The 21,030-nt window shown below is 43.4% G+C and carries 14 protein-coding genes; 5 read left to right on the top strand and 9 right to left on the bottom strand.

Annotation, left to right across the window (positions count from 1 at the left end; all coding sequences use genetic code 11):
* Positions 1-75 precede the first annotated feature (75 nt).
* The 6 genes from ABD960_RS10575 to ABD960_RS10550 all read right to left on the bottom strand — a co-directional run bounded on the left by ABD960_RS10575 (position 76) and on the right by ABD960_RS10550 (position 3,419).
* Positions 76-399 (bottom strand): Rossmann-fold NAD(P)-binding domain-containing protein, encoded by a 324-nt coding sequence (locus tag ABD960_RS10575; RefSeq protein ID WP_345331119.1) that lies wholly within the window; start codon positions 397-399, stop codon positions 76-78.
* Positions 400-404: 5 nt separating this feature from the next.
* Positions 405-890, bottom strand: a complete 486-nt coding sequence (locus tag ABD960_RS10570; RefSeq protein WP_345331118.1) for an SDR family NAD(P)-dependent oxidoreductase — start codon at positions 888-890, stop codon at positions 405-407.
* A 93-nt stretch (positions 891-983) separates the two neighbouring features.
* On the bottom strand, positions 984-1,475 hold the full coding sequence (locus tag ABD960_RS10565) for a nuclear transport factor 2 family protein (RefSeq protein WP_345331117.1): 492 nt from the start codon (positions 1,473-1,475) through the stop codon (positions 984-986).
* A gap of 21 nt (positions 1,476-1,496) precedes the next feature.
* Positions 1,497-1,694, bottom strand: coding sequence for an Atu4866 domain-containing protein (locus tag ABD960_RS10560; protein ID WP_345331116.1), 198 nt, complete (start codon positions 1,692-1,694; stop codon positions 1,497-1,499).
* 58 nt (positions 1,695-1,752) lie between these two features.
* Positions 1,753-2,652, bottom strand: a complete 900-nt coding sequence (locus ABD960_RS10555) for an SDR family NAD(P)-dependent oxidoreductase (protein WP_345331115.1) — start codon at positions 2,650-2,652, stop codon at positions 1,753-1,755.
* A 17-nt stretch (positions 2,653-2,669) separates the two neighbouring features.
* Complete coding sequence (locus ABD960_RS10550; protein ID WP_345331114.1) at positions 2,670-3,419, bottom strand: SDR family oxidoreductase; 750 nt, start codon at positions 3,417-3,419, stop codon at positions 2,670-2,672.
* A 212-nt stretch (positions 3,420-3,631) separates the two neighbouring features.
* Here ABD960_RS10550 and ABD960_RS10545 point away from each other — a divergent pair, with 212 nt between their 5' ends.
* Complete coding sequence (locus ABD960_RS10545) at positions 3,632-6,049, top strand: TonB-dependent receptor (RefSeq protein WP_345331113.1); 2,418 nt, start codon at positions 3,632-3,634, stop codon at positions 6,047-6,049.
* A 26-nt stretch (positions 6,050-6,075) separates the two neighbouring features.
* Positions 6,076-6,660 (top strand): Crp/Fnr family transcriptional regulator, encoded by a 585-nt coding sequence (locus ABD960_RS10540; protein ID WP_345331112.1) that lies wholly within the window; start codon positions 6,076-6,078, stop codon positions 6,658-6,660.
* 122 nt (positions 6,661-6,782) lie between these two features.
* Here ABD960_RS10540 and ABD960_RS10535 read toward each other — a convergent pair whose 3' ends face one another.
* The 3 genes from ABD960_RS10535 to ABD960_RS10525 all read right to left on the bottom strand — a co-directional run bounded on the left by ABD960_RS10535 (position 6,783) and on the right by ABD960_RS10525 (position 9,377).
* Entirely contained in the window at positions 6,783-7,673 is an 891-nt protein-coding gene (locus ABD960_RS10535) for a helix-turn-helix domain-containing protein (RefSeq protein ID WP_345331111.1), read from the bottom strand.
* A 15-nt stretch (positions 7,674-7,688) separates the two neighbouring features.
* Positions 7,689-8,408: an SDR family oxidoreductase gene (locus ABD960_RS10530; RefSeq protein ID WP_345331110.1), complete on the bottom strand. Its 720-nt coding sequence runs from the start codon at positions 8,406-8,408 to the stop codon at positions 7,689-7,691.
* Between the two features lie 171 nt (positions 8,409-8,579).
* Complete coding sequence (locus ABD960_RS10525; protein ID WP_345331109.1) at positions 8,580-9,377, bottom strand: SDR family oxidoreductase; 798 nt, start codon at positions 9,375-9,377, stop codon at positions 8,580-8,582.
* 128 nt (positions 9,378-9,505) lie between these two features.
* Between ABD960_RS10525 and ABD960_RS10520 the strand changes: the two genes are divergently transcribed.
* The 3 genes from ABD960_RS10520 (at position 9,506) to ABD960_RS10510 (ending at position 20,983) form a co-directional block, all read left to right on the top strand.
* Complete coding sequence (locus ABD960_RS10520; protein WP_345331108.1) at positions 9,506-9,865, top strand: winged helix-turn-helix transcriptional regulator; 360 nt, start codon at positions 9,506-9,508, stop codon at positions 9,863-9,865.
* A gap of 366 nt (positions 9,866-10,231) precedes the next feature.
* Complete coding sequence (locus ABD960_RS10515) at positions 10,232-12,988, top strand: LuxR C-terminal-related transcriptional regulator (RefSeq protein ID WP_345331107.1); 2,757 nt, start codon at positions 10,232-10,234, stop codon at positions 12,986-12,988.
* A 213-nt stretch (positions 12,989-13,201) separates the two neighbouring features.
* A complete protein-coding gene (locus ABD960_RS10510; protein ID WP_345331106.1) occupies positions 13,202-20,983 on the top strand; it encodes a S8 family serine peptidase in 7,782 nt (2,593 codons plus the stop codon).
* Positions 20,984-21,030 lie beyond the last annotated feature (47 nt).

Genomic DNA, 21,030 nt, shown 5'->3' with positions numbered 1-21,030 from the left:
TCTTAATCAGAATATTATTATCCTGAAGCTGAGCTAGGTCGTCAACTTCAGGATTTATTTATACCAGCTCTCCAGCTAATTCATCTCACTGGCCATCGCAATATCTTTTTGCGCGTCAAGTGCCTCCAATCTTGAGATAAGTGAAGCTCGCATATCTCGATAAGCATCACCGCCTAAGGCCAGCCGTAACGGGGCAGGAGACTTTTTCAGGCTGTCAATGATAGATTTTACGCTGATGTCAACATCATTCCGAATAGGGAAACTACCCGAAGCGATAGCTCTTCTTACTTCGCCGGCAGGCGTATTTTCATAAGCTTCCATTACCGGGGCTGTAACCATTGCGGTACCAAACGCGGTTGGATGCGCACTCGGTTCAACAATGGTAACTTCAATATTCAATGGCGCTAATTCTTTTGCAATAGTATCACAGAAGCCTTCAATTGCCACTTAGTGGTATGGTAATATCCAAAATTAGGGTAAGTGGTTTGTCCGCCAGCTGTTGAAATCTGCATAATCCGGCCGTGCCCTTGCTGTCTTAAAAATGGCAACGCGGCACGTATGACCTGTATCGAACCTATAACGTTGGTATCGATCTGCTGTCTTATCTGTTCATTCGATGCCTCCTCAACCGCACAGAATAATGCATATCCCGCGTTGTTTACAATAACATCAATGTTACCCATCTCGGCAAAAGCCTTAGTAATTACCTCGTTGATTGCCGCGGTATCGGTTACATCTAGTATAGCAACAGATAGCGTTTCGGGATATTGCGCTTTCAAATCATCAAGTGCGTCCGGTTTACGTATGGTGGCAAACACCTTGTCACCCTTTTTAATAACTTTTCTATGAGTACTCTGCCAATTCCGGTAGACGTTCCTGTTATGAACCAAGTTTTCATTTTTCCAAAAGGTTAGTGTTTTTTATAAGTTTTCAAAGTAAAGCTACAACACTTTAAAAATCGAGTGGTTTATTTCTTTCAGAAGCTAATCTTTAGTTGAACTTCGCAGACTATTTGCTTGCAATAATTCAGCCAGCCGGTAAGTATCCAAAAAAGCAGTTACCTTAACAATTTTACCGTTAATAAAAGTCATGTGCCAGGCGTAATTATTATGGTAAGTCCCTCCATTTTTCGCCGGGGCCTTACCATGCCAAAGCGCAATGACCAAACTGTCGCGGGCAACGATGCTTTCAACTGTGGGAACGATCGCGCCGCTCAACTTACCATTGATCCGGCCCACAACAGCTAAAAGCTCTTTCTTACTATGGTAAGTACCTGATACCGGACTTGATCCGGCAACTACCCAGGTTACCTTTTCATCAAGCAGATCAAACACGGTGCCTTCATTGTTCTTCCAGTTTTCAAATGCTTTTTCGACCAATTGTAAATTTTGCTGCTCGGTTTGCCTGTCCTCGTCTATATGACAGCCAACGCTAAAGGCAAGCATTATGCTCATGAGAAATACTTTTAGTTTCATAGATGTTTTTTTAATAAGCGCTTATTTGATCTCCCTGTAAAATATATAGTCACCGTGCGCCAGCGTGTTATCATCGGTAAAATCCCCGTCAGCGGTAAAGCCGGTGTCATCCCAATATTCAATGTGTGCCCCCTTGATTTCGTAGTGCCCGTTAGGTAAAAGCTCCTGCCTGATGTAGCTATCAGCAGTAACCCACATATCGATAATATTTATGATCATCCGTGGCGTTGTATTTAATGAAGATCCGGAACCTGCCGGCTCCGGATCTCTTGAATAGTTATTGTTTTACTTTTAACAGATGGCTGTAGCCCAGAACCCGGAAAGCACGTTCCGTCAATGCTTCCCTAACGCCGTTACCTGGCTCAGCAAGCCAGTCCGAATAATCCACGGTTGTTCTTAGCGGCCGTTGCCCTTCCGGAATGTTCAATATTTCGGCGATCTTGTCGGCAACGCTCTGTATGGGCGCATCTCCAAAGCGAAATAAATTTCGTAATCCTGCTTCATAATGATCATAATCCTTTTGCAATCGCTCATAATCCTTCAGCACTTCTTCATCAGCTGGAAATTCTGCCGTTTCAAAATGCGAGGTATCGTCCATGTAAACGCCGGGCATCAATATGGTGGTTTCCACGCCGAACTGGCTGATCTCGTAAGCGGTATTTTCGGCTAATGCGTCAAGTGCCGCCTTACCGATCACATACGGCGCCATAAAGGGTGCGGTAACATTTGTAATTCCGCTACCCACATATAAGATCAGGCCGCTTCCTTGTTTCCGCATATAGGGCAGTACTGCCCTGTTAAGCCGGTGGGCACCCAATACATTGGTATTTAACGAACTGGCGATCTGCTCAGGCTTAAAGCCTTCTGAATAACCAATGAAAAGATGTGCAGCATTATGGATCACGACATCGACTTGGCCATACTTGTTATTTATATATTTTGCAGCTTGTGCACAAGAATCCTCTTTAAGTATATCGAGGTCCACGATCTCGATACTTTTACCACGGCTTTCAACATATTCAAGCAAACGCTTTGACTTATGCGTATTCCGTCCCTGCGGGTCCCTGATCCCGGCAAAGACCTGGTAGCCTTGTAATGCTAAAGTTTGCGCAGTATGTAAACCCATTCCAGATCCTGCGCCGGTGATCAGAACGGTAGTGTTGCGTTGGTTTTCCATAGTCTGACAAGTGTATTTTAAAATGATTTTTGTGCCGTCGGACGAACGACGATCTCATTAACATCTACATCGGCGGGTTGCTCAATTGCATAAGCTACAGCCCTGGCAATTGCCTCGGCAGGCAAAAGGTTGATGCGGAACTTTTCAATAGCCTGTTTCTTAAGTTCAGGATCTGAAATAGTTTCCGCCAGTTCTGACTGGGTTGCACCGGGCGCTACCAGTGTTACCCGGATATTCTCGCTTACTTCTTGCCGCAAGCCATCTGATATTGCCCTTACGGCAAACTTGGTCGCACTGTAAACGGTAGAAGTTGGGCCTACCCAGCGATCGCCAACAGAAGTGATGTTTACGAATTGGCCGCTATCCTTTGCTTCAAAGATGGGCAGGGCAGCTGCGATACCATGTAAGACACCTTTCACGTTCACATCGATCATCTGGTGCCATTCCTTGATTTTATATGCGTTGATCATCGACAGCGGCATGAGTCCGGCGTTATTGATGAAAACATCGAGCGTGCCGTACTGCTCTGTGGCAAACTTTGCAAAAGAAGCTACGTCCTGCTGATCGGTTACGTCGAGGCTTTTGTAAACAGCCTGTCCGCCTTGGGCAATGATGGCCCCGGTGATCGTTTTTAGGTTGTCGGTACGCCTTGCGCCTAATACCACCTTCGCACCCAACTTAGCCAGGTGTTTGGCAATTGCCTCGCCAATACCGCTGCTCGCACCTGTAATGGCGACTACTTTTCCTTGAATTTTGATCTGTTCCATATTTAGATATTTTGTTAGATCAAAATTATCGGGCATCCAAAAAGCGTAGCTGCGAATAAAAAACCAAAAGCTGCAAAATTCAAACATTCTGCATGTACTGCGCCCCACGTCCGGATGCCTTAACGCTCGAATAGTTTTTTTCTTGACCAAAGTCAACGTCCTAATTTTTCCTGCCGGGATACATTTGCTGCATCACAAATAAAACCCTCAACATGAAATGTTTTACGACGATCAACACACAGAAAAAGAAGAATTTGACACACTTTATGCTTGCTTTTGGTGCCTTTATCTTTATGGGTTCGCCTGCATTTGCGCAAACTGGTAATATCCGCGGCCGTATATCGGACGCCACAGTTGATAACCCGATCAAAGGCGCAACCATAACCGTGGCCGAAGACAGCACCATCAGAACTTCCACAGGTGCAGATGGTACTTACCGATTAAGTAAAGTGCCTGTAGGCCGCAAAACACTCATCATCACATTCGTTGGTTACGAAAGAACATCGGTACCCAATATTGATGTCATCACCGGCAAGGATGCCTTAGCCGATGTAAAGCTTACAGCAAGCTTTAAAAGTCTAACCGAAGTGGTGATCAGCGTGGGGCCGCCTAAAGACCGGCCATTGAACAAACTGGCTGCGGTAAGCGCACGGCAGGTAAGCCCGGAAGAAATATCAAAGTTTGCCGGTGGTCGGAGCGATGTGGCGCGTCTGGCCACTAATTTCGCCGGGGTATCTGCACCGGATGATAGCCGTAATGATATTGTAGTGCGTGGTAATTCGCCTACAGGTGTACTATGGCGCATTGAAGGCATACCTGTGCCCAGTCCCAACCACTTTTCCAGTTTAGGTACTACCGGCAGCCCGGTGTCGGCCCTCAATGTAAATGTGATTGGCAACTCTGATTTTATAACCTCTGCTTTTCCAGGGGAATATGGCAACGCGTTAGGCGGCGTTTTTGATATCGCTTTTCGCAAGGGGAACAAAGATGTTTATGAGTATACGTTTTCCGCAGGTGCCTTCACAGGGGCAGAGGCAATGGCCGAAGGACCGCTCGCAAAAAAGGGATCGTTCCTGGTCGCTGCACGGTACGGGTTAGCGGGATTGTTTAATGCCGGCGGTACCACAGCCTTACCAAATTATGCTGACCTTTCTTTTAACTTCGACCTGGGCAAATCTAAGCTTGGTAACTTTTCACTGTTCGGGATAGCTGCCCGTTCAAATATAAACTTCCGGGGCGATGGGATCGATGAGAACGATCTCTTTGCTGCTAAAGATGAGAATACCGACGTCGTCTCAAAGTTTGGCGTTATCGGTTTAAAGCACTTGTTAGCTGTTAACAGCTATTCTTCAATTAAGACAACCATCGGCGCATCTTCCAGCAGTGAGAATGTTGACCGTGAGCGTATTTTTAATTATGACACTCCACGATCAACAACGTTGCCATTTACAAAGATCAATAACAACGAAAGCCGTATCACCTTGTCTTCTGTTTACAATGCCCGGTATAGCAATCGTTTTAATTTGCGCGCAGGATTATTGCTGGAACGGTATAATTTAAAGGCTGATCTGACAAGTCGTGAAAGGCAGGCCGATAGTGACAACGACAGCTTTCCGGACTATATCAACCTGATCAATTCAAATAACAGTTATACCATCTTTCAACCTTATGTACAAGGGCAATTTCGGATTGCTGAAGCATTGACCTTAAATGCGGGGTTGCATGGTCAGTACGTTTCGCTGAACAGTGAATTTGTTCCTGAACCCAGGGCCTCGCTTACCTGGCGTATCGCACCGGCACACAGCCTTTCGTTCGGGTATGGCTTACACCATCAAAACGTCCCGGCACCGATCTTATTCCTGAATCAGTACATCAACGGAAGTCCTGTTCAGACCAACAGAGATCTTGACCTGGTACGCAGTAACCACTATGTGCTGGGGTATGACCTGCGTCCGGCCAGTGGCTGGCGAACCAAGATTGAAGCCTATTATCAAAGTATTAGCAATGCAGCAGTAGAAGCGAACCCGAGCAGCTATTCGTCGCTTACCGAGGGAGCTACCTTTGGATTCAGTATAGATAAATTCGGCTTGGTAAGCAAAGGGTCGGGCCGCAATGCAGGCGTTGAGCTTACCATCGAAAAGTTCCTCGACAATGGATGGTACGGGCTGACTACGGCGTCAGTATTTGAAGCCAAGTACAAGGGCAGCGATGGCATAACCCGCAATTCACCCTTCAATAACGGTTATGTGGTCAACGTACTTGCCGGTAAGGAGTTTAAGGTAGGCAGCGGCCGTAACGTGCTTTTCGCGGACACGCGCCTCAGCACGGCAGGGGGTCGACACTATACACCGGTCGATCTGCAGGCAAGCCGTGCGGCAGGGTATGAAGTGTTACAGGATAACATTGCCTTCAGTCGGCAATATGATGCCTATTTTCGAATGGATGTAAAGTTTGGTATGAAAATCAACAGCAGCCGTAAAAAAGTATCACACCAGTTTTATATCGACCTGCAAAATGTAACTAATAAAAAGAATGTGTTTGTGCGCCGGTACAACCGCCTGACAAATAATGTTGACCAGGCGGATCAGATCGGCTTATTTCCAGATTTTGGTTACAAGTTGCAGTTTTAACGTTTAAGTCATTACTTTAACAGCTAATGGAAGAGCAGGAAACACGGGAATCATTGAGAGCGTTCGTTAACTATTTCGCACCTGTAGAGGAAGAAGCGTTCAATAAATATGCGGATCTGCATCGCGCAGTTCAGATCAGGAAGTGGGACCATCTGTCTAGGGAAGGTGATTCGGTCAAGAACCTATATTACCTTCATTCGGGTATATTAAGATGCTATTACCTGAATGACGGCGTGGAGCATACTTCGAATTTTTTCTTCAGTCCGGACCTGATAACGGATCTTGACGCATTGAGGGAAAACAAACCTGCCTTGAGCAATATACAGGCCATGAAAGATTCCGTATGTTTTGAGGCGAATTTTGCCGAAGTAGAGGAACTGGCCTATGAGTATCCTTCGCTTTTAAAATGCTTTTTTAAAATGTACGAAGCTATACTCAGATCCAGCATAAACCGCCAGGTGTCACTGATCTATGATTCACCTAAGCAACGGTACCTGAATCTATTTAAAGAGCGGCCGAATGTTATTGCCGAAATTCCACAGCATCATATCGCTTCATACCTCGGCATAAAGCCGGAAACGTTGAGCCGGATCAGAAAGAAAATTTTTTAACGTTCTACATTTTTTAATACCGTTTGCACCGGCGTAGATTCTTAACGTATAATTTGTGTTGCGAATTTGACTACATAAAAGCAAAGCCCCCAAGATCGGCTTATACGTGGGGGCTTTCAAGCTTAGTGATTCTTACGGAAATGCTTCGGCGTCAATACTTCGTTCTTTTTAAAGAAGTTAATAAAATGAGGTAACTCCTCAAATCCAAGGCACCAGCTTACTTCTGATATATTCCAGTCCGTATGTTGAAGCAAAATTCTTGCTTCCTGCATCAGGCGGGCAGCGATCAGCTGTGATGTGGTCTTCCCGGTGACTTTTTTCAGTGAACGGTTGAGATGATTGATATGCACGGACAAATGCTCGGCATAATCGGCCGGGAATTTCAACCTGACCCGTTGATTCGGGGATTCTATAGGGAACTGACGCTCTAGCAACTCGGTAAATAACCCGGCTATCCGTACTGCTCCATTTGACTCTGTTAACGGCCGGCTTTCAACAGGTTGCATTTTTAATGCCTTATAGATCAGTTCCTGGGTAAGAGTTCTAAGCACGTCATACTTGTAGATGAAGTCAGTTGCGATCTCCTCCTGCATCCGCTTAAATATTCCACTGATATCCTTCACCTGTTCACTCGTTAGCTCGAATAAAGGATTGCTTCCGGGCTTAAAGATCGGATAATCCTTGATCTGGTAATGTTCATCAAAGAAAGCCTCAGTAAAAATACAATAGTAGCCTGTCTGTTCCTCACTGAAACATTCCCAGGAATAAGGAATATAAGGATTAGAGAATAATAAAGCGCTTTCTTTGAATTCCAGGTCCTTATCCGCGTAATAAAGCTTGGTGTGGCCGGTTAGGAGGCTGATCTTGTAGAAGCCCTTACGGTTATAAGGTTGGCAATTGGTAAAATTGCCAGGTGTATTATTGATAGCAAAAATGTTAAATTGCCCCATCTCCCGTTGCAGGTAATCTGGCATCCAGAGGTTTTGCAGACCAAGTTCAGTTAGTGTTCCCATTTTTAAAGTATTATTTTACCAAGTATTTGTTGCCCATAATGACGCATCGGGAATGAAGCAAATATCATTCATTGAAAGCATAGCTGCGGCTATCTGCGCTACATCAGCGGGTTTTAGCTTACGATCTTCATTTTTAATTTCCATTCTGGCTTTGGCAACAAAATCAGTGATTACATCGCTTGGATTGATCTGCATTGCCCTGATGTTGTGCGAGCGTAGCTCAGCCCGCCAGCAATCAGTTAAGCCAGAGACTGCGAACTTACTGGCTACGTAAGCCGATCCGTTCGCATAGCCACGCAATGATGCCGTTGAGCCTATATTAAAGATATTACCGTAATTTTGAGGTATAAAGTATTTAGCTGCCTCTTTACCAGCGAGGAACAGGCCTTTCACATTGATTTCCCAGACCTCCTGAAAATCAGCAACGGGTGTATCTGTAAGTGCTGCGAATATGCCGATACCAGCGTTGTTAATCAGCACGTTGGCCGAGCCCATTTGTTCAACAGCAAGGCTGAACAGTTCAGTTATCGCAGTCTCGTTACTTACATCGGCTGTACAACCGTAAACACCAAACTCGTCAGCAGCAAATCTTACTTTTGCAGCATTCCTGCCGCTTACGATAACGGTAGCCCCTATATCTCTTAATGTTCGGGCAATTTCGTATCCTATTCCACCTGTTGCTCCGGTCACAATTACTTTAGCTTCTTTAAAATTCATTTCAATTACAAATTTCATCTATACAGGTATTCAACAACTGCATAAATCAAACCAAAAGTTATAAAAATGAAATACAGAAATATGAGTGGATAGGAATTCGCAGGATTTAGTATAAACCCCAAGAGTTTTGAAAAGGTAATTAGCAGGTATGAGGATATTCAGTAGACTCTCTACCTGCTAATTTTAAAACTATCTGACCGTTGGAAAGTTACCGCCGTCTATAAAATAATTTGCCCCGGTGATATAGGAAGCGCCCGGTGATACCAAGAAATGAACCAACTCAGCCGTTTCTTCAGGCTCCGCCATTCTGCCGAGCGGAACACCACCAACCCGGTCAAAAAGCTTCTGGGTCATTTCCTCGAATGTTATTCCGGCCTGTTTTGCAAGATCATTCAAGAACGCTGACATTGCCTCTGTTTTTGTGAGTCCCGGTGAAACGGTTACTACTCTAACTCCTTTTTGCCCAACTTCAGTAGCTAATGACTTACTGTAAGAATTCAAAGCTGTTTTAGCAGCACTATAGGCCATGGTAGATTCCCAGATGGGAAATTGGCCGCTGGTGGAAGAAATATGAATGATCACACCACTATTTCGCTCAAGCATTGCGGGTAACAGGACCCTGTCTAAACGGACAGAAGAAAGCAGGTTAATCTCTAATGCCTGATACCAGTGTTCATCATTGAGGGTACTAAAGCCACCACCTGGGAAAATGTTCGCACCCATATTATTAATCAGGATATCTACCCCGCCATATTGCTTAATAATAGCTGCTGCTACTCTTTCCAAATCCTCATGGTTCGCAAGGTCTGCACCAATGAATTGATATGGCTTGTTGACTTGTTCAGGCTCGTTACGTGCCGTTACAATTACGGTTGCGCCAGCCGCATGTAAACGGTCGGCAATCGCTTTTCCGATGCCCTTTGTTCCGCCTGTTACTAACGCTATCTTACCTTCCAGGTCTTTGCTCCAATTTTGTCGGTTACTCATCTTAATATAATTACTTTTGTTTCGCAAAGAAACTAAAGCAATTACTGGCAACAGAAGAAATGTCCGTAATTGGTGGTTACAAGCTGGTAACTAAAGGCAATAAGTGGTAACATACTGGTAACTAACAGATGAGAAAAATGCTGCAAAACCCCGAGAACTGTGCTGTAGTACGTACGGTAGGTTATATCGGGAACAAATGGAAACCGATCATTTTGATCCGGTTGCTAAACGGCGGGAAGGTGCGATTCGGTAAATTAAGTGTGCAGATGCCGGATATATCCCGCAAGATACTCAGTCAACAGCTGAAGGAAATGGAAGAAGATAAGCTGATCATTCGTCATAGTTATATGGAAAAGCCGCCAAGAGTAGAATATGAATTAAGTGAACTAGGCAAATCCCTTATCCCGGTACTTAAAGCGATGTTCGATTGGGGTAACCAGATAGCTGATCCAAAGGACAGATGTACCTGGGATCCGGTTGTTAAGTAGTGCATGTTTATTACTTTGACACAAGTATACTCGGTTATAGTTAAGTGATGTTGTCTATTTTCGGCATTATTTAGGGGTTGAGATAGTAGATTAATAATTAGAAAAATCTTTATATTGATTTTTCGTGCACTATAGAGATAAATTGCATTGTAGCGTTGAACTTGGAAGTTTCGTAGTGTATTAAGATGGCAATTTGAATGAATCGACTTGAGATTACGTGTAGATTTCAAATAAATAATTTTTGAAAAAAATTTACTGTTTGTGGCTTTATTAAAAATCGTCACCGTACGCCCCGTATGGTTGTTTTTGGCGTTAATAATTTTCGGGAAGACTCTTATTTACGCACAGAGCGTACAATATATGGCAATGCCCAAGATACAGCATTATAGCCGTGCTGATTATAACGCCTACAATCAAAATTGGTCCATCGCACAGGCTCCTGACGGTATTATGTATTTTGCTAATTCAAAGGGACTGCTTGCTTATAATGGCAGTGAATGGCAGCTTTATGAATTACCCATGAAACAGGTGATCCGCACAGTTGCAACCGATAACGAAGGTCGCATTTATACAGGTGGCTATGCCGAGATTGGTTACTGGGAAAAGCCACGTTATGGAAAGCTCAGTTATCATTCTTATGGAGATAATATTAGCTATTCCAAGTTTAAACAGGAAGAAATCTGGAACATCGCTGTAATTGGAAATGAAGAAATCATTTTCCAATCACTTACAACTATTTACTATTCCAAGAAAGGAGCCATCAAAGTACTCAGCACCGGACATTCATTTACTAACGTAAAAGTCATTAACGGAAAGGTCTTCATTCTGTCTGACGAAGGACTATACGAATATAAAAATAATATATTAGCACTCGTTGCCGGAAGTATTTCTCTTAACGGCGGACAAATAGCAGAACTTATACCTTATGCGTTTGATCAGCTCCTTGCAATTACATCCGGCGGCAATACTTTTATTTACAATCACAAGCAATTTAAGGCATTCGAGTCTGAAGCAGAATCATTTCTCAGAGACAATGGTGTTACAAAAGCGCTGCGCATAGATGAAAATAAGTTTGCATTCAGCACATTTAGTAAAGGCGTTATTATCACGGATGGATTTGGGCGAATAATTCATAAGCTCAATCTAAATACAGGTTTAGCAAGTAATACAGCATTATCGTTATTTTCAGATCAACATTCGGATTTATGGATTGGACTGGAGGGGGGTATAAGTAATGTTTTGCTCCAGTCACCTTTCACGCAATTTAAGGACAGGGATGGCCAGATGGGAGTCGTTTATAGTGCTGGTGTTTACCACGGAGCAATTTATCTTGCCACATCCCACGGCCTTTTTTCGAAGACTTTGACAGATCGTACGGGTACTTTGGTACGAGTACACGGTATTGCCGATCCAGTCACGAGTTTGGAAATATTTGACGAAGCATTGTTGTTCAGTTCTACAACCGGTATGTACGAGGTTAAAGACAACACACTTAGAAAAATCTCCGATGTTGGCGTAGCGTGGGTTATTAAAAGATTTAATCAGAATCCAGACTATTTTATACAAGGGTCATATTATGGCCTCGTAATATACAAAAAGCAGCAAGGTAAGTGGAGGATACATGCAAAACTTCATTCAAATGAGTGGTTACCTGCCCGTGACCTGGACTTCGATAAACAGGGCAATATCTGGATGAAGCACCTGTATCACGGCATCTATAAGATTACCCTTAGCGCTGATAAGCGGTCCATTATCAAAACCAAGCAATTCAATGCTGATTCAGGACTTCCAAAAACAGGTAAGCTCAATATTTTCAAATACAACAACGATGTCCGTGTCTCAAATAGCAGCGGTATATACAAGCTCGTCCGGAATGACCGCTTCGTACCTGATGTGGCGCTAAAAAAAATATTAGGGCCGTATTTTTACGCAAAGCGAATTATATCAACGTTCCAGCCCGAGTGGTGGATGATTATGGATGATAATTCTATCGCCCGTGTGAAGTGGCTTAAGAATGGTAAAACGGAGTTTGAAAGGTTCAAGCAGCGAAACTTTTACCTGTTGAACGATTATGAGCATATCCGAAGATATATAACTACTTATCTCTTTTGTACAGAAGATGGTTTCAGTCTTTTTGATGATAATATGGTTGCTAAGGCCAACAGTGAAACTGCACCTTTAATAAACGAAATAAACGTACTGCAAAACAGCATCTATGAGCCCATAGGTAAGTATGATACGGCCGTCCGTCCGCGACTTGCTTATAATCAAAACAGCATTTCGGTATCCTGGGGGATGCCTTTGTTTGACTCTCAAAAATTATATAGTTATCGCGTTGTGGGAACGCCAGAATACAAAGACTGGAGCACTTGGTCACCGGATTTTAAGAAGCAATTTGATAACCTCTCATCAGGCAAATATACCTTTCAGGTAAGGAGCGATTTAAACCGGCAGATTACGTCCTTTGAATTTGAGATTTTGCCGCCCTGGTATCTCACTTTTTGGGCCAAGATATATTATGTGGTTGTTTTTCTGTCTCTAGGCATATTCCTGTATCGAACTCATCGGAAGAAACTGGCAGAGCAGAAAAAACAATTTGAAATTGATGCGGAACGCCGTATGCGTCAGGAGCGAATAAATCATGAACATCTTTTGATGCAGGTTGAACAGCAAAAGCTGGCGCAGCAGGTAGAAATGAACAGCAGGCACCTGGCCAATTCATCTCTTAACCTTGTTAAAAAGAATGAATTTTTAAACAGGATAAAAACTTCCTTGAACAATATGAAAGAGGAATCAGGGGGCAGCGTTCCAACTGACAAAATCAATCGGGTGATCAAGATGATCAATACCCATACCAGTAAAGACAAAGATATGCAGTTATTCGACGAGAGCTTCGAGCGGGTGCATAACAGCTTTTTTAATCGGCTACTACAGGCATATCCCGATCTTGCACCGCAGGACCTTAAACTGGCTGCTTATCTCAAGATGAATCTGAGCACAAAAGAAATAGCGCCACTTCTTCAGATCAGTCCAAGGGGTGTTGAAATAAAGCGTTATCGTTTACGGAAAAGACTTAAATTAAACAGTGACCAGAATCTTATAGAGTTTATGATGACCATTTGATTAGACTCGGGGTAGTTGTTTTAGGTATATGGATCTGATATATATCATATACTTGATATCCAATAAATTGTATTTGTTGTGATGTATTAGTGATGAAGTATTCCTATGATGTTTTTAGCCACTGATGTAGTTGTGTAAGGGTGCCTGTAATGGGCATTCGAGCGAGCATAGCTTAGATTAGCAATCTATTAACTGACTCCAAACTTTACGTCTTTGAAAAAACTTTTACTTCAATCACTAAAACTTCTTTTAGTACTGCCTATCATGTCTGCCGCTTGCTTCAGCGTACAGGCACAGCAAAAAGCCCAGGCTTCCATTTTTAGCAATGGTGTTTTGCGTGGCGTCGTAAACATCAAATTAGCACCGCAAATTGAATCTAAGGTTGGATCACGTGCGATATCTGCTAAAAGCGGTAAACTCGTTACAGGTGTATCTGCCCTTGACGTGGTGGCTCAGCGTTACAAGGCCACAGCAATGCAGCGCGTATTCCCATACGATGCTAAGCACGAAGAACAATTGCGCAGGCATGGTTTGCATCTTTGGTATAAATTGACATTTGATCCAAACGTTGATGTAAAGCAGGCCATAACTGCATTCAGTAAACTTTCAGAAATCACCGTAGCACAGCCTGTTTACGAGAAGAAGCTAAATGATGGCTATCTGCCGGGCAGTACAAAAGTGGTGACGCCGCTGAACAGATCTTCAGTTGCCGCAAATTTTCCAAATGATCCATATTTTTCACAACAATGGCATTATAACAATACCGGACAGAACGGCGGTACACCGGGTGCAGACATTAATCTGGTTAAAGCCTGGGAGATAACGAAGGGATCGGCCAATGTAATAGTAGCGGTACATGATGTGGGCATGGATGTGAGGCATGAAGATCTTAGAGCCAATTTGTGGATAAATATGGCCGAAGCCAACGGTAAGCCGGGGGTTGACGATGATTTAAATGGCTATGTAGATGATATCAACGGTTATAATTATGTAACTGAAAGTGGTGCTATTGACCCTGACGACCACGCAACGCACGTAGCGGGTACCATAGCAGCGGTAAACAACAACGGCATTGGTGTCTCCGGAGTGGCAGGCGGAACAGGTAAAGGCGATGGCGCGCGGATAATGTCATTAAAGATATTGGGGGGGGCCTCACCTGAGAGCATTGCTCTGTCTTACATATACGCTGCAAATAATGGCGCGGTAATATCCCAAAACAGTTGGGGTTACAATGCGCCAGGTGTTGATGAACAGATAATTCATGAAGCGATTAAATACTTCGTTGCCGAAGCCGGGCGCTATCCCGGCAGCCCTATGCGGGGTGGTTTGGTACTATTTGCATCAGGCAATAGCGGCGCTGACGGACAATGGTACCCAGGCTATTATGACGAGGTTATTGCTGTTTCCGCACTCAACAAAAACAACGTACGTACCTATTTTTCTAATTACGGCAACTGGGTAGATATATCTGCTCCGGGCGGTGAGCAAACAACCGGCAATGAGGATGGCATTTTAAGTTTACTACCTAACAATCGTTACGGATATTTCCAGGGTACATCAATGGCTTGCCCGCATGTGGCCGGTATAGCGGCACTGGTCGTATCAAAATATGGCGGGCCGGGATTTACCGCGGAAAAGCTCAAACAGCATATTCTCACCGGTGTGAAAAATGTTTATGAAGCTAACCCTGATGACGTGGGTAACCTGGGCGCCGGTTATGCTGATGCCGAACTGGCCTTGAAAACAAATAATCTTGCAAGACCAGAAAGGGTAAATGATCTCGCAGTCACTTCCGCTACGCAGGATGCTATAAGCGTTAGCTTTAAAGTGCCGGTCGATCGTGACGATAATTATCCAGCTACGTTACGCTTATATTACGATACTAAGCCGATCACTTCAGCAACACTAAGCAAGTCGCGGTATATTGTATTACGCAACTGGGAAGCTGCAGGAACATTAAAAGAATACACGTTCGAAAAATTATCACCTTTAACCAAGTATTATTTCGCTGTGGTTGCCATTGACCGTTGGAATAATGTTTCTGACCTTTCAAATATTATAGAGGCGAGTACAACGGCAGGCCCGGTAATTAGTGTTGATAAATCCTCTCTTGCTTTTAATCTTGATGCTAAAACCGGCCTTAACGCAACCAATAGTTTCAATATTGCTAATGCCGGTGCCGGAAATTTATTATGGAATACCATTGTTCGACAAAGAGCAACGGAAATTGACATGGCGCGCGCTAAAGCACGGACGTTAAAAAGTACCGGTTCTAAAGCTAATGTAAAGCACAGGGTAGGTATGGTAAGGGCAACAGCGGTTCGCACCACGATTAAACCTAAACTTATGGCCTTTGAGCCTATTGAGATGTACTATTCCGATTTTCCTACCAACGTTATCGGAGATAATGATCTATCTGTACCAAACTCATCTGCAACGAAGTTTATCGTTAACAGTGATCAGGGTTTTAACCTAACCCATGTGCGCGCTTACCTTAACATAAAAAAGGCTGATGTACCAATAGTTGTAGAAGTTTTTAAAGGCGGCGTAAAGCCGGAGCCTGAAAATTTGATTTATTCACAGACAACACCATCACTTGCGGTGCAAGAGTATTATACTATAAGGCTTGATCAACAGGTGAATTTTAATCAGAATGAAGAATTTTGGATAGTAATTCACACACCTGCAGGTAACCAATATCCGTTGGGTATGGGTTATCTGATTAATGAGACCACACCATCGGGCTATTTTCTCATGAGCTTTGACACCGGAGCAAGTTGGACTACACTGGCCAATGCAATTGCTGCTGATGGCTTTGCATGGAATGTAATGGCCCAAAGCCTTGAACCGCATAACGGTGAATTTATTACGCTTGACCCATCTTCAGGTGAGATCGAAGGAAATCCCAAGGCGCTTTCACCCGTAAATGCGCATGTTGATGCTGCTAATCTGGTAAATGGCAATTACTCAAATGTAATTGTTATTAACAGTAATGACCCGGCAAAAAAAGAAGTACGCATACCGGTTGATGTTAAGGTTACCAACCGGCAGCCGGAGCTGAATCTGCCAGATATTGTTGAATTCGGGACCGTATTTATCGGCAAGCAAAAACAGGTTTCAGTGAGATTGGAAAATAAAGGCTATGGCAATTACAGCACCGCCTCAGTTAACGCTTCGGACGGGCAATTCACGATAAATGATCCCGGCACAATACAAGCCCGTAGCCAGACCGATATACTTTTGACATTTAAACCTGAAAGGGTGGGTACTATCAATGCAAGTTTAACGCTTACCGATGATAAAGGACTTAAGTACCAGTTAAGCCTGTTTGCTGTTGCTGCGGAACCTGCGCAATTAAAAATTGAGCCGGCTGAGCGAAGCTTTGATCTTGCCATCGGCGATACTGCATCGGCTGCTTTTACAATTACCAACACCGGAAAGTATCCACTTAAGTATGTCGCACCAAAATTTTCCAAAAAGGTTCTTGACGAAGTAGATCCGAAAAAGGTGAGTACCTATGGTTATTCTTTTAAAGTAACCGGAGAAGGATATAATTGGACGGAAATAAGCACAGATGGCAAAGATATCACAGAAACGTTTAAACCTATCAACTCCTACTACTACGCAGTAGATCTCGGATTTTCCATCAATTTTTTTGGCCGTAAGGTTGACAAGTTATTTATTACACGGCGCGGAGCACTTACTTGCGATAATTTTGCTGATCTTTCAAACAGCAGCACTCCGGATATTAAAGCGGACTATATGCCTAACGGTTATATATCAGCAAGTTATATACCATACGACTTCAATAAAGGTGGCCATGTGTATTATAAACGCGAACCCGGCAAACTGATAGTTGAATACAAAAACGTTTACTCTAATTATTTTAATGAAGCTACAAAGCCTGCAACTTTTCAGATCATTGTATTTGATACAGGTAATATACAATACCTGTATGATCAGGTTGATGAAACCGGTTTAACTGATTACTTTGTTGCCGTAGAAGGTTTTGACAGGGAAGATGCGTTGCTGATTCAAAACCTGTCAACAACTGTAAACATCAGCAATAAAACGGTTGTAAACATTGTCAGTCCCGGCGCTGAAATGGTTACAGCATTTTCAAGTCCGGATGGAATTATAGCTCCTGGTGCCAGTAAGCCGGTAACACTTAAGCTGAATACGGATAGTTTAACTGAGGGTAGCCATACACAAAATATTACGCTGTTTACTAATGATCCTCAGCGTCAATCAGCATACTTAACTGTAAAAGTTAACGCTAAAGGCGGCACCACAGCTTTGGCGCTCGACCAAACGCAAATTGATTTTGGCAAGTTGCAGCAAGGTAGTACTGGTGAACGTACTGTGGTACTAAGCAATACAGGGACGGCACAGTTGAAGATTGAATCGGTAAGTCTTGGCAATAGACATTTTACCTTTTCAGGTGAAAAAAGTTTTGTTGTTAAGGCAAAAAGCAAAGTATTCATTGATCTTCGAATTGATTCAACAAAAGCAGTAGGCGTTTATAATGATGTTTTAACTATTAAGCCTGCCAACGCAAAATTACTTACAGTAAAAATAAAAGCACAAGTTATTCCTTCGCCGGCCATATCGGTTGAAATCAAGCCAATAGCTGAAACGCTTGCGGCGGGTGAGAGCAAAGAAAGACAGCTTACAATTGATAACAGTGCCGGAAAGGCCTCGCTGGAAGTTATTCCAACAGCCGCTCACTGGTTAAGTTTGTATGACAAAAAAGATACTAAGTCGGCACCTGCCTATAGCTGGACAGACAGCCGTAGTGCCGACGGGCCAAAGTTTGAGTGGATAGATCTCATAAAACAGGGCACCCGGATAGATTATAGCGGAAACAGCCCTGAAACATCAAAAGCTATTGAACTTCCATTTGAATTTGAGTATTATGGAAAGAAATACAAAAAAGTTTACATTGGATTATGGGCGGGTGCTATATCATTTACAGATACTATACCGGAAGCATCCCGTTTCGGACCATCTGAATTACCATCTGCCGAGGCGCCTAACACTTATCTTGCGCCTTGCTTTACCCGTGGCGGTATAGATGTTACTGCACCAAAGGCATCGTCAGGAATATTTTATAAGTACTTTGATGATAAGGTAGTTATATCTTATGAAAACTTTATATCCAGTTCAGCATTCGCAGGGGGTAATATTTCCTTCCAGATCATTTTATATAAAAACGGAACTTTTAAATTTCAATATAACGGTGTAGGCGATGAGTGGGGCGTTGAATTTTGGATAAGGAGCCCGTTGGTAGGGATTGAAAACCACGACGGTACCTCAGGGGTACTTGTGGCGAGGGATAAAGAATTTATTATCAATAAGCTCGCTGTAGCTTTCCAGCCATCTTATAAATTAAGCATCCCGGCCGGGCAATCAAAAGTTTATGATCTTAAATTTGATGCCACAACACTCAGTGCAGGTGAGTATAATACCAACCTTACATTACAAAACAATACCCCGTCAAATGCAAATGTTATAATACCGGTATCATTATCAGTAAGTGGCGCCCCACTTGTCGTGATACCTGATACCATAAATGTCGGTACGGTCATGATAAGCGCTGAGAACAGAACCACTTACACCTATTTTGACATTGTAAACTCCGGCAATGCGCCGTTTATCATAAATAGCATGGCGTTTAACAATAGCGCCTCCCTTAGCTTGGAGTCAGGTAAAGAAGTGCAGAGCAATTTTGGGCTGGATACAATCTGGACGCCTGTAAATGATGTATTGCCAAACGAGCAGTTAACAGTTACTACTAACGAAACGGCCTTGTTTCGCTTAGTGGTTGATGGTACAAAGCCCATTGTGTTTAACAATACTCTTACAATAGCCGGCAATGCACAAATCAAGCCGATCAGGATTCTGGGAACTGTTGCATACCCGCCGGTAATGTCAGTTTACGAAAAAAGTATCATAGCCCGCGCGAATACCGCCACAGATGTAGTGAATAAGTCATTTACTATTGACAATACTAAGGGCCAATCAGAATTGACGTATGACCTGAGTATCAAATACGAGCGTCAGGACGAACAACCGACAGGCGATCTGGAGATCGGCGGATTGGCTAAAAGCAGAAAGCGTGCCGCCGTAGCCTCGAAAGTGATAAGAAAACCAATAACGCGCAACAATACATATAGCCGTTTAACTAACCCAGTAGTTAATGCGGCCTCAAATGTACTGGAGTATGATAATGCTACCCATACAGATGGATTCTTGGGCATGGGTGTTGGCACTGCATTTTGGACAGCCACAGCTTTTGTGGCTGGAAGTGATGGATTCAATTTGTCGAAAGTGCAAACCTATATGATGCTGGAGAATACGCCATCGGCAGCCGTCAATGTTGAAATATGGGCGGGTGAAGATATTACTACTGCCAGGCGAATACATACCCAGCGTTTTCAAATTCAGCGCAGCGTACCGGACAAAGGTTCGTTTGAAACATTTTCTCTGTCGGATGTTAAAAAAATATATCCGAACGAGAAATTCTTTGTCCTTATCAATTATCCGCTTGGGGTGCAATTTCCGCAGGGTGTTACAGAGTTAACTGAATCTTTACCTGGCACCTTCTTCTTTTTTGATGAGTTGAACTGGATGTGGGTTGACCTGGCCTCGCAGGACGGATTAAATAAAACTGCCTTTATGGTTAAAGCAATAGCCGATGATAACAGCAACAACGGATGGGTTAACATAGCCTCGCCATTAAAAGGAACTGTGGCAAATGGTACCAAGAAAACTGTTGACATAAAGTTTACAGCAGCCAATACTCAAAACCCGGAAAACCGTGCACAAGTCATCGTTAATGGGAATGACCCCGTGAAAAACCGGGATGCGGTTGCACTCACATTCCAACTCAATCAACCGCCGGCGTTTGTAAAAGTTCCGCAAGGTAACCAGGTTAGTATTAAAGAAAGCCGGGATACAACGGTTATTTTACAAGCTACAGACCCTGAAAAAGATAAGATCACATATTCTGTAGCAAATGCCCCGGCATGGATAACTTTTCAATCAGCGGATAGCACCGTTAGGATAAATTTAAAGCCAGGTTATGCAGATGCAGGCAGTTACTCATTAACTGTAAACGCTACAGACGCTTACCAGCATGTTACCGGGTATAAACTGAACATAGAGGTGGTCAATAATAATCGTCCTCCTGTTGCCGCGATAGATCAGCAACTCACGCTTAGAACCGGCATTGTGTATCGAGCCAAACAGGCGCCATGGTTCAGTGATGCGGATTCCGATCCGATAACTTACAAGTTTATAGTTGCGAACAGCCAGTTACTACAGGTGTCCGCAGTTGGCGATGAATTCATATTTAATCCGTTACGCGCCGGTACCACTACTCTGAAGTTAATTGGAGATGATGGTCAAGGAGGTGTAGACACGCTGACGGTGAACGCTGTTATCCGGAACAATAATTCTCCGGTTATAGTTACGCAACCAGGTTCGCTGGTAATTAATATCGCTGATGGTTTGAAGCGAATTAACCTTGGCCAGTATTTTACAGATGCCGACGGTGATACGCTGCGATATACATCCGCCATAAATGATAGTACAGTTGCAAGGCTTGCTGTTGAAAGGAACGAGCTTACCATAACACCATTGAAAGTAGGAGACGCATCAGTAATGATTATTACTGACGATGGTGCCGGAGGTACCGCCAGTGCACCGCTGTTGCTCAAAGTTGTTACAGGTAACAATCAAAACCTGCGAGCGTATCCTAACCCGGTGGCAACGAGTACTACCATAGAATATTTGTTGCCGAAAAGTGGGAGTGTCCTTTTACGCGTATTTGATGTTTCCGGTAAAGTAGTACGCACATTGGTGAAGGAGAACCAGAATATTGGTAATTATAAAATCGAGTTCAACATGTCAGGCATGACCCCCGGGCTCTATTTCTACAGTCTGTCTTTTAATAACGAAGATAGCATCACCCAAAAATTGATAAAACAATAATATAATCATCAGGGATTGCCTGTTCAGGCAATCCTTTTGCAATTTAA

It is taken from the genome of Mucilaginibacter defluvii (assembly GCF_039543225.1).
GTDB lineage: Bacteria > Bacteroidota > Bacteroidia > Sphingobacteriales > Sphingobacteriaceae > Mucilaginibacter > Mucilaginibacter defluvii.
This window is presented reverse-complemented; position numbering and strand designations above follow the sequence as displayed.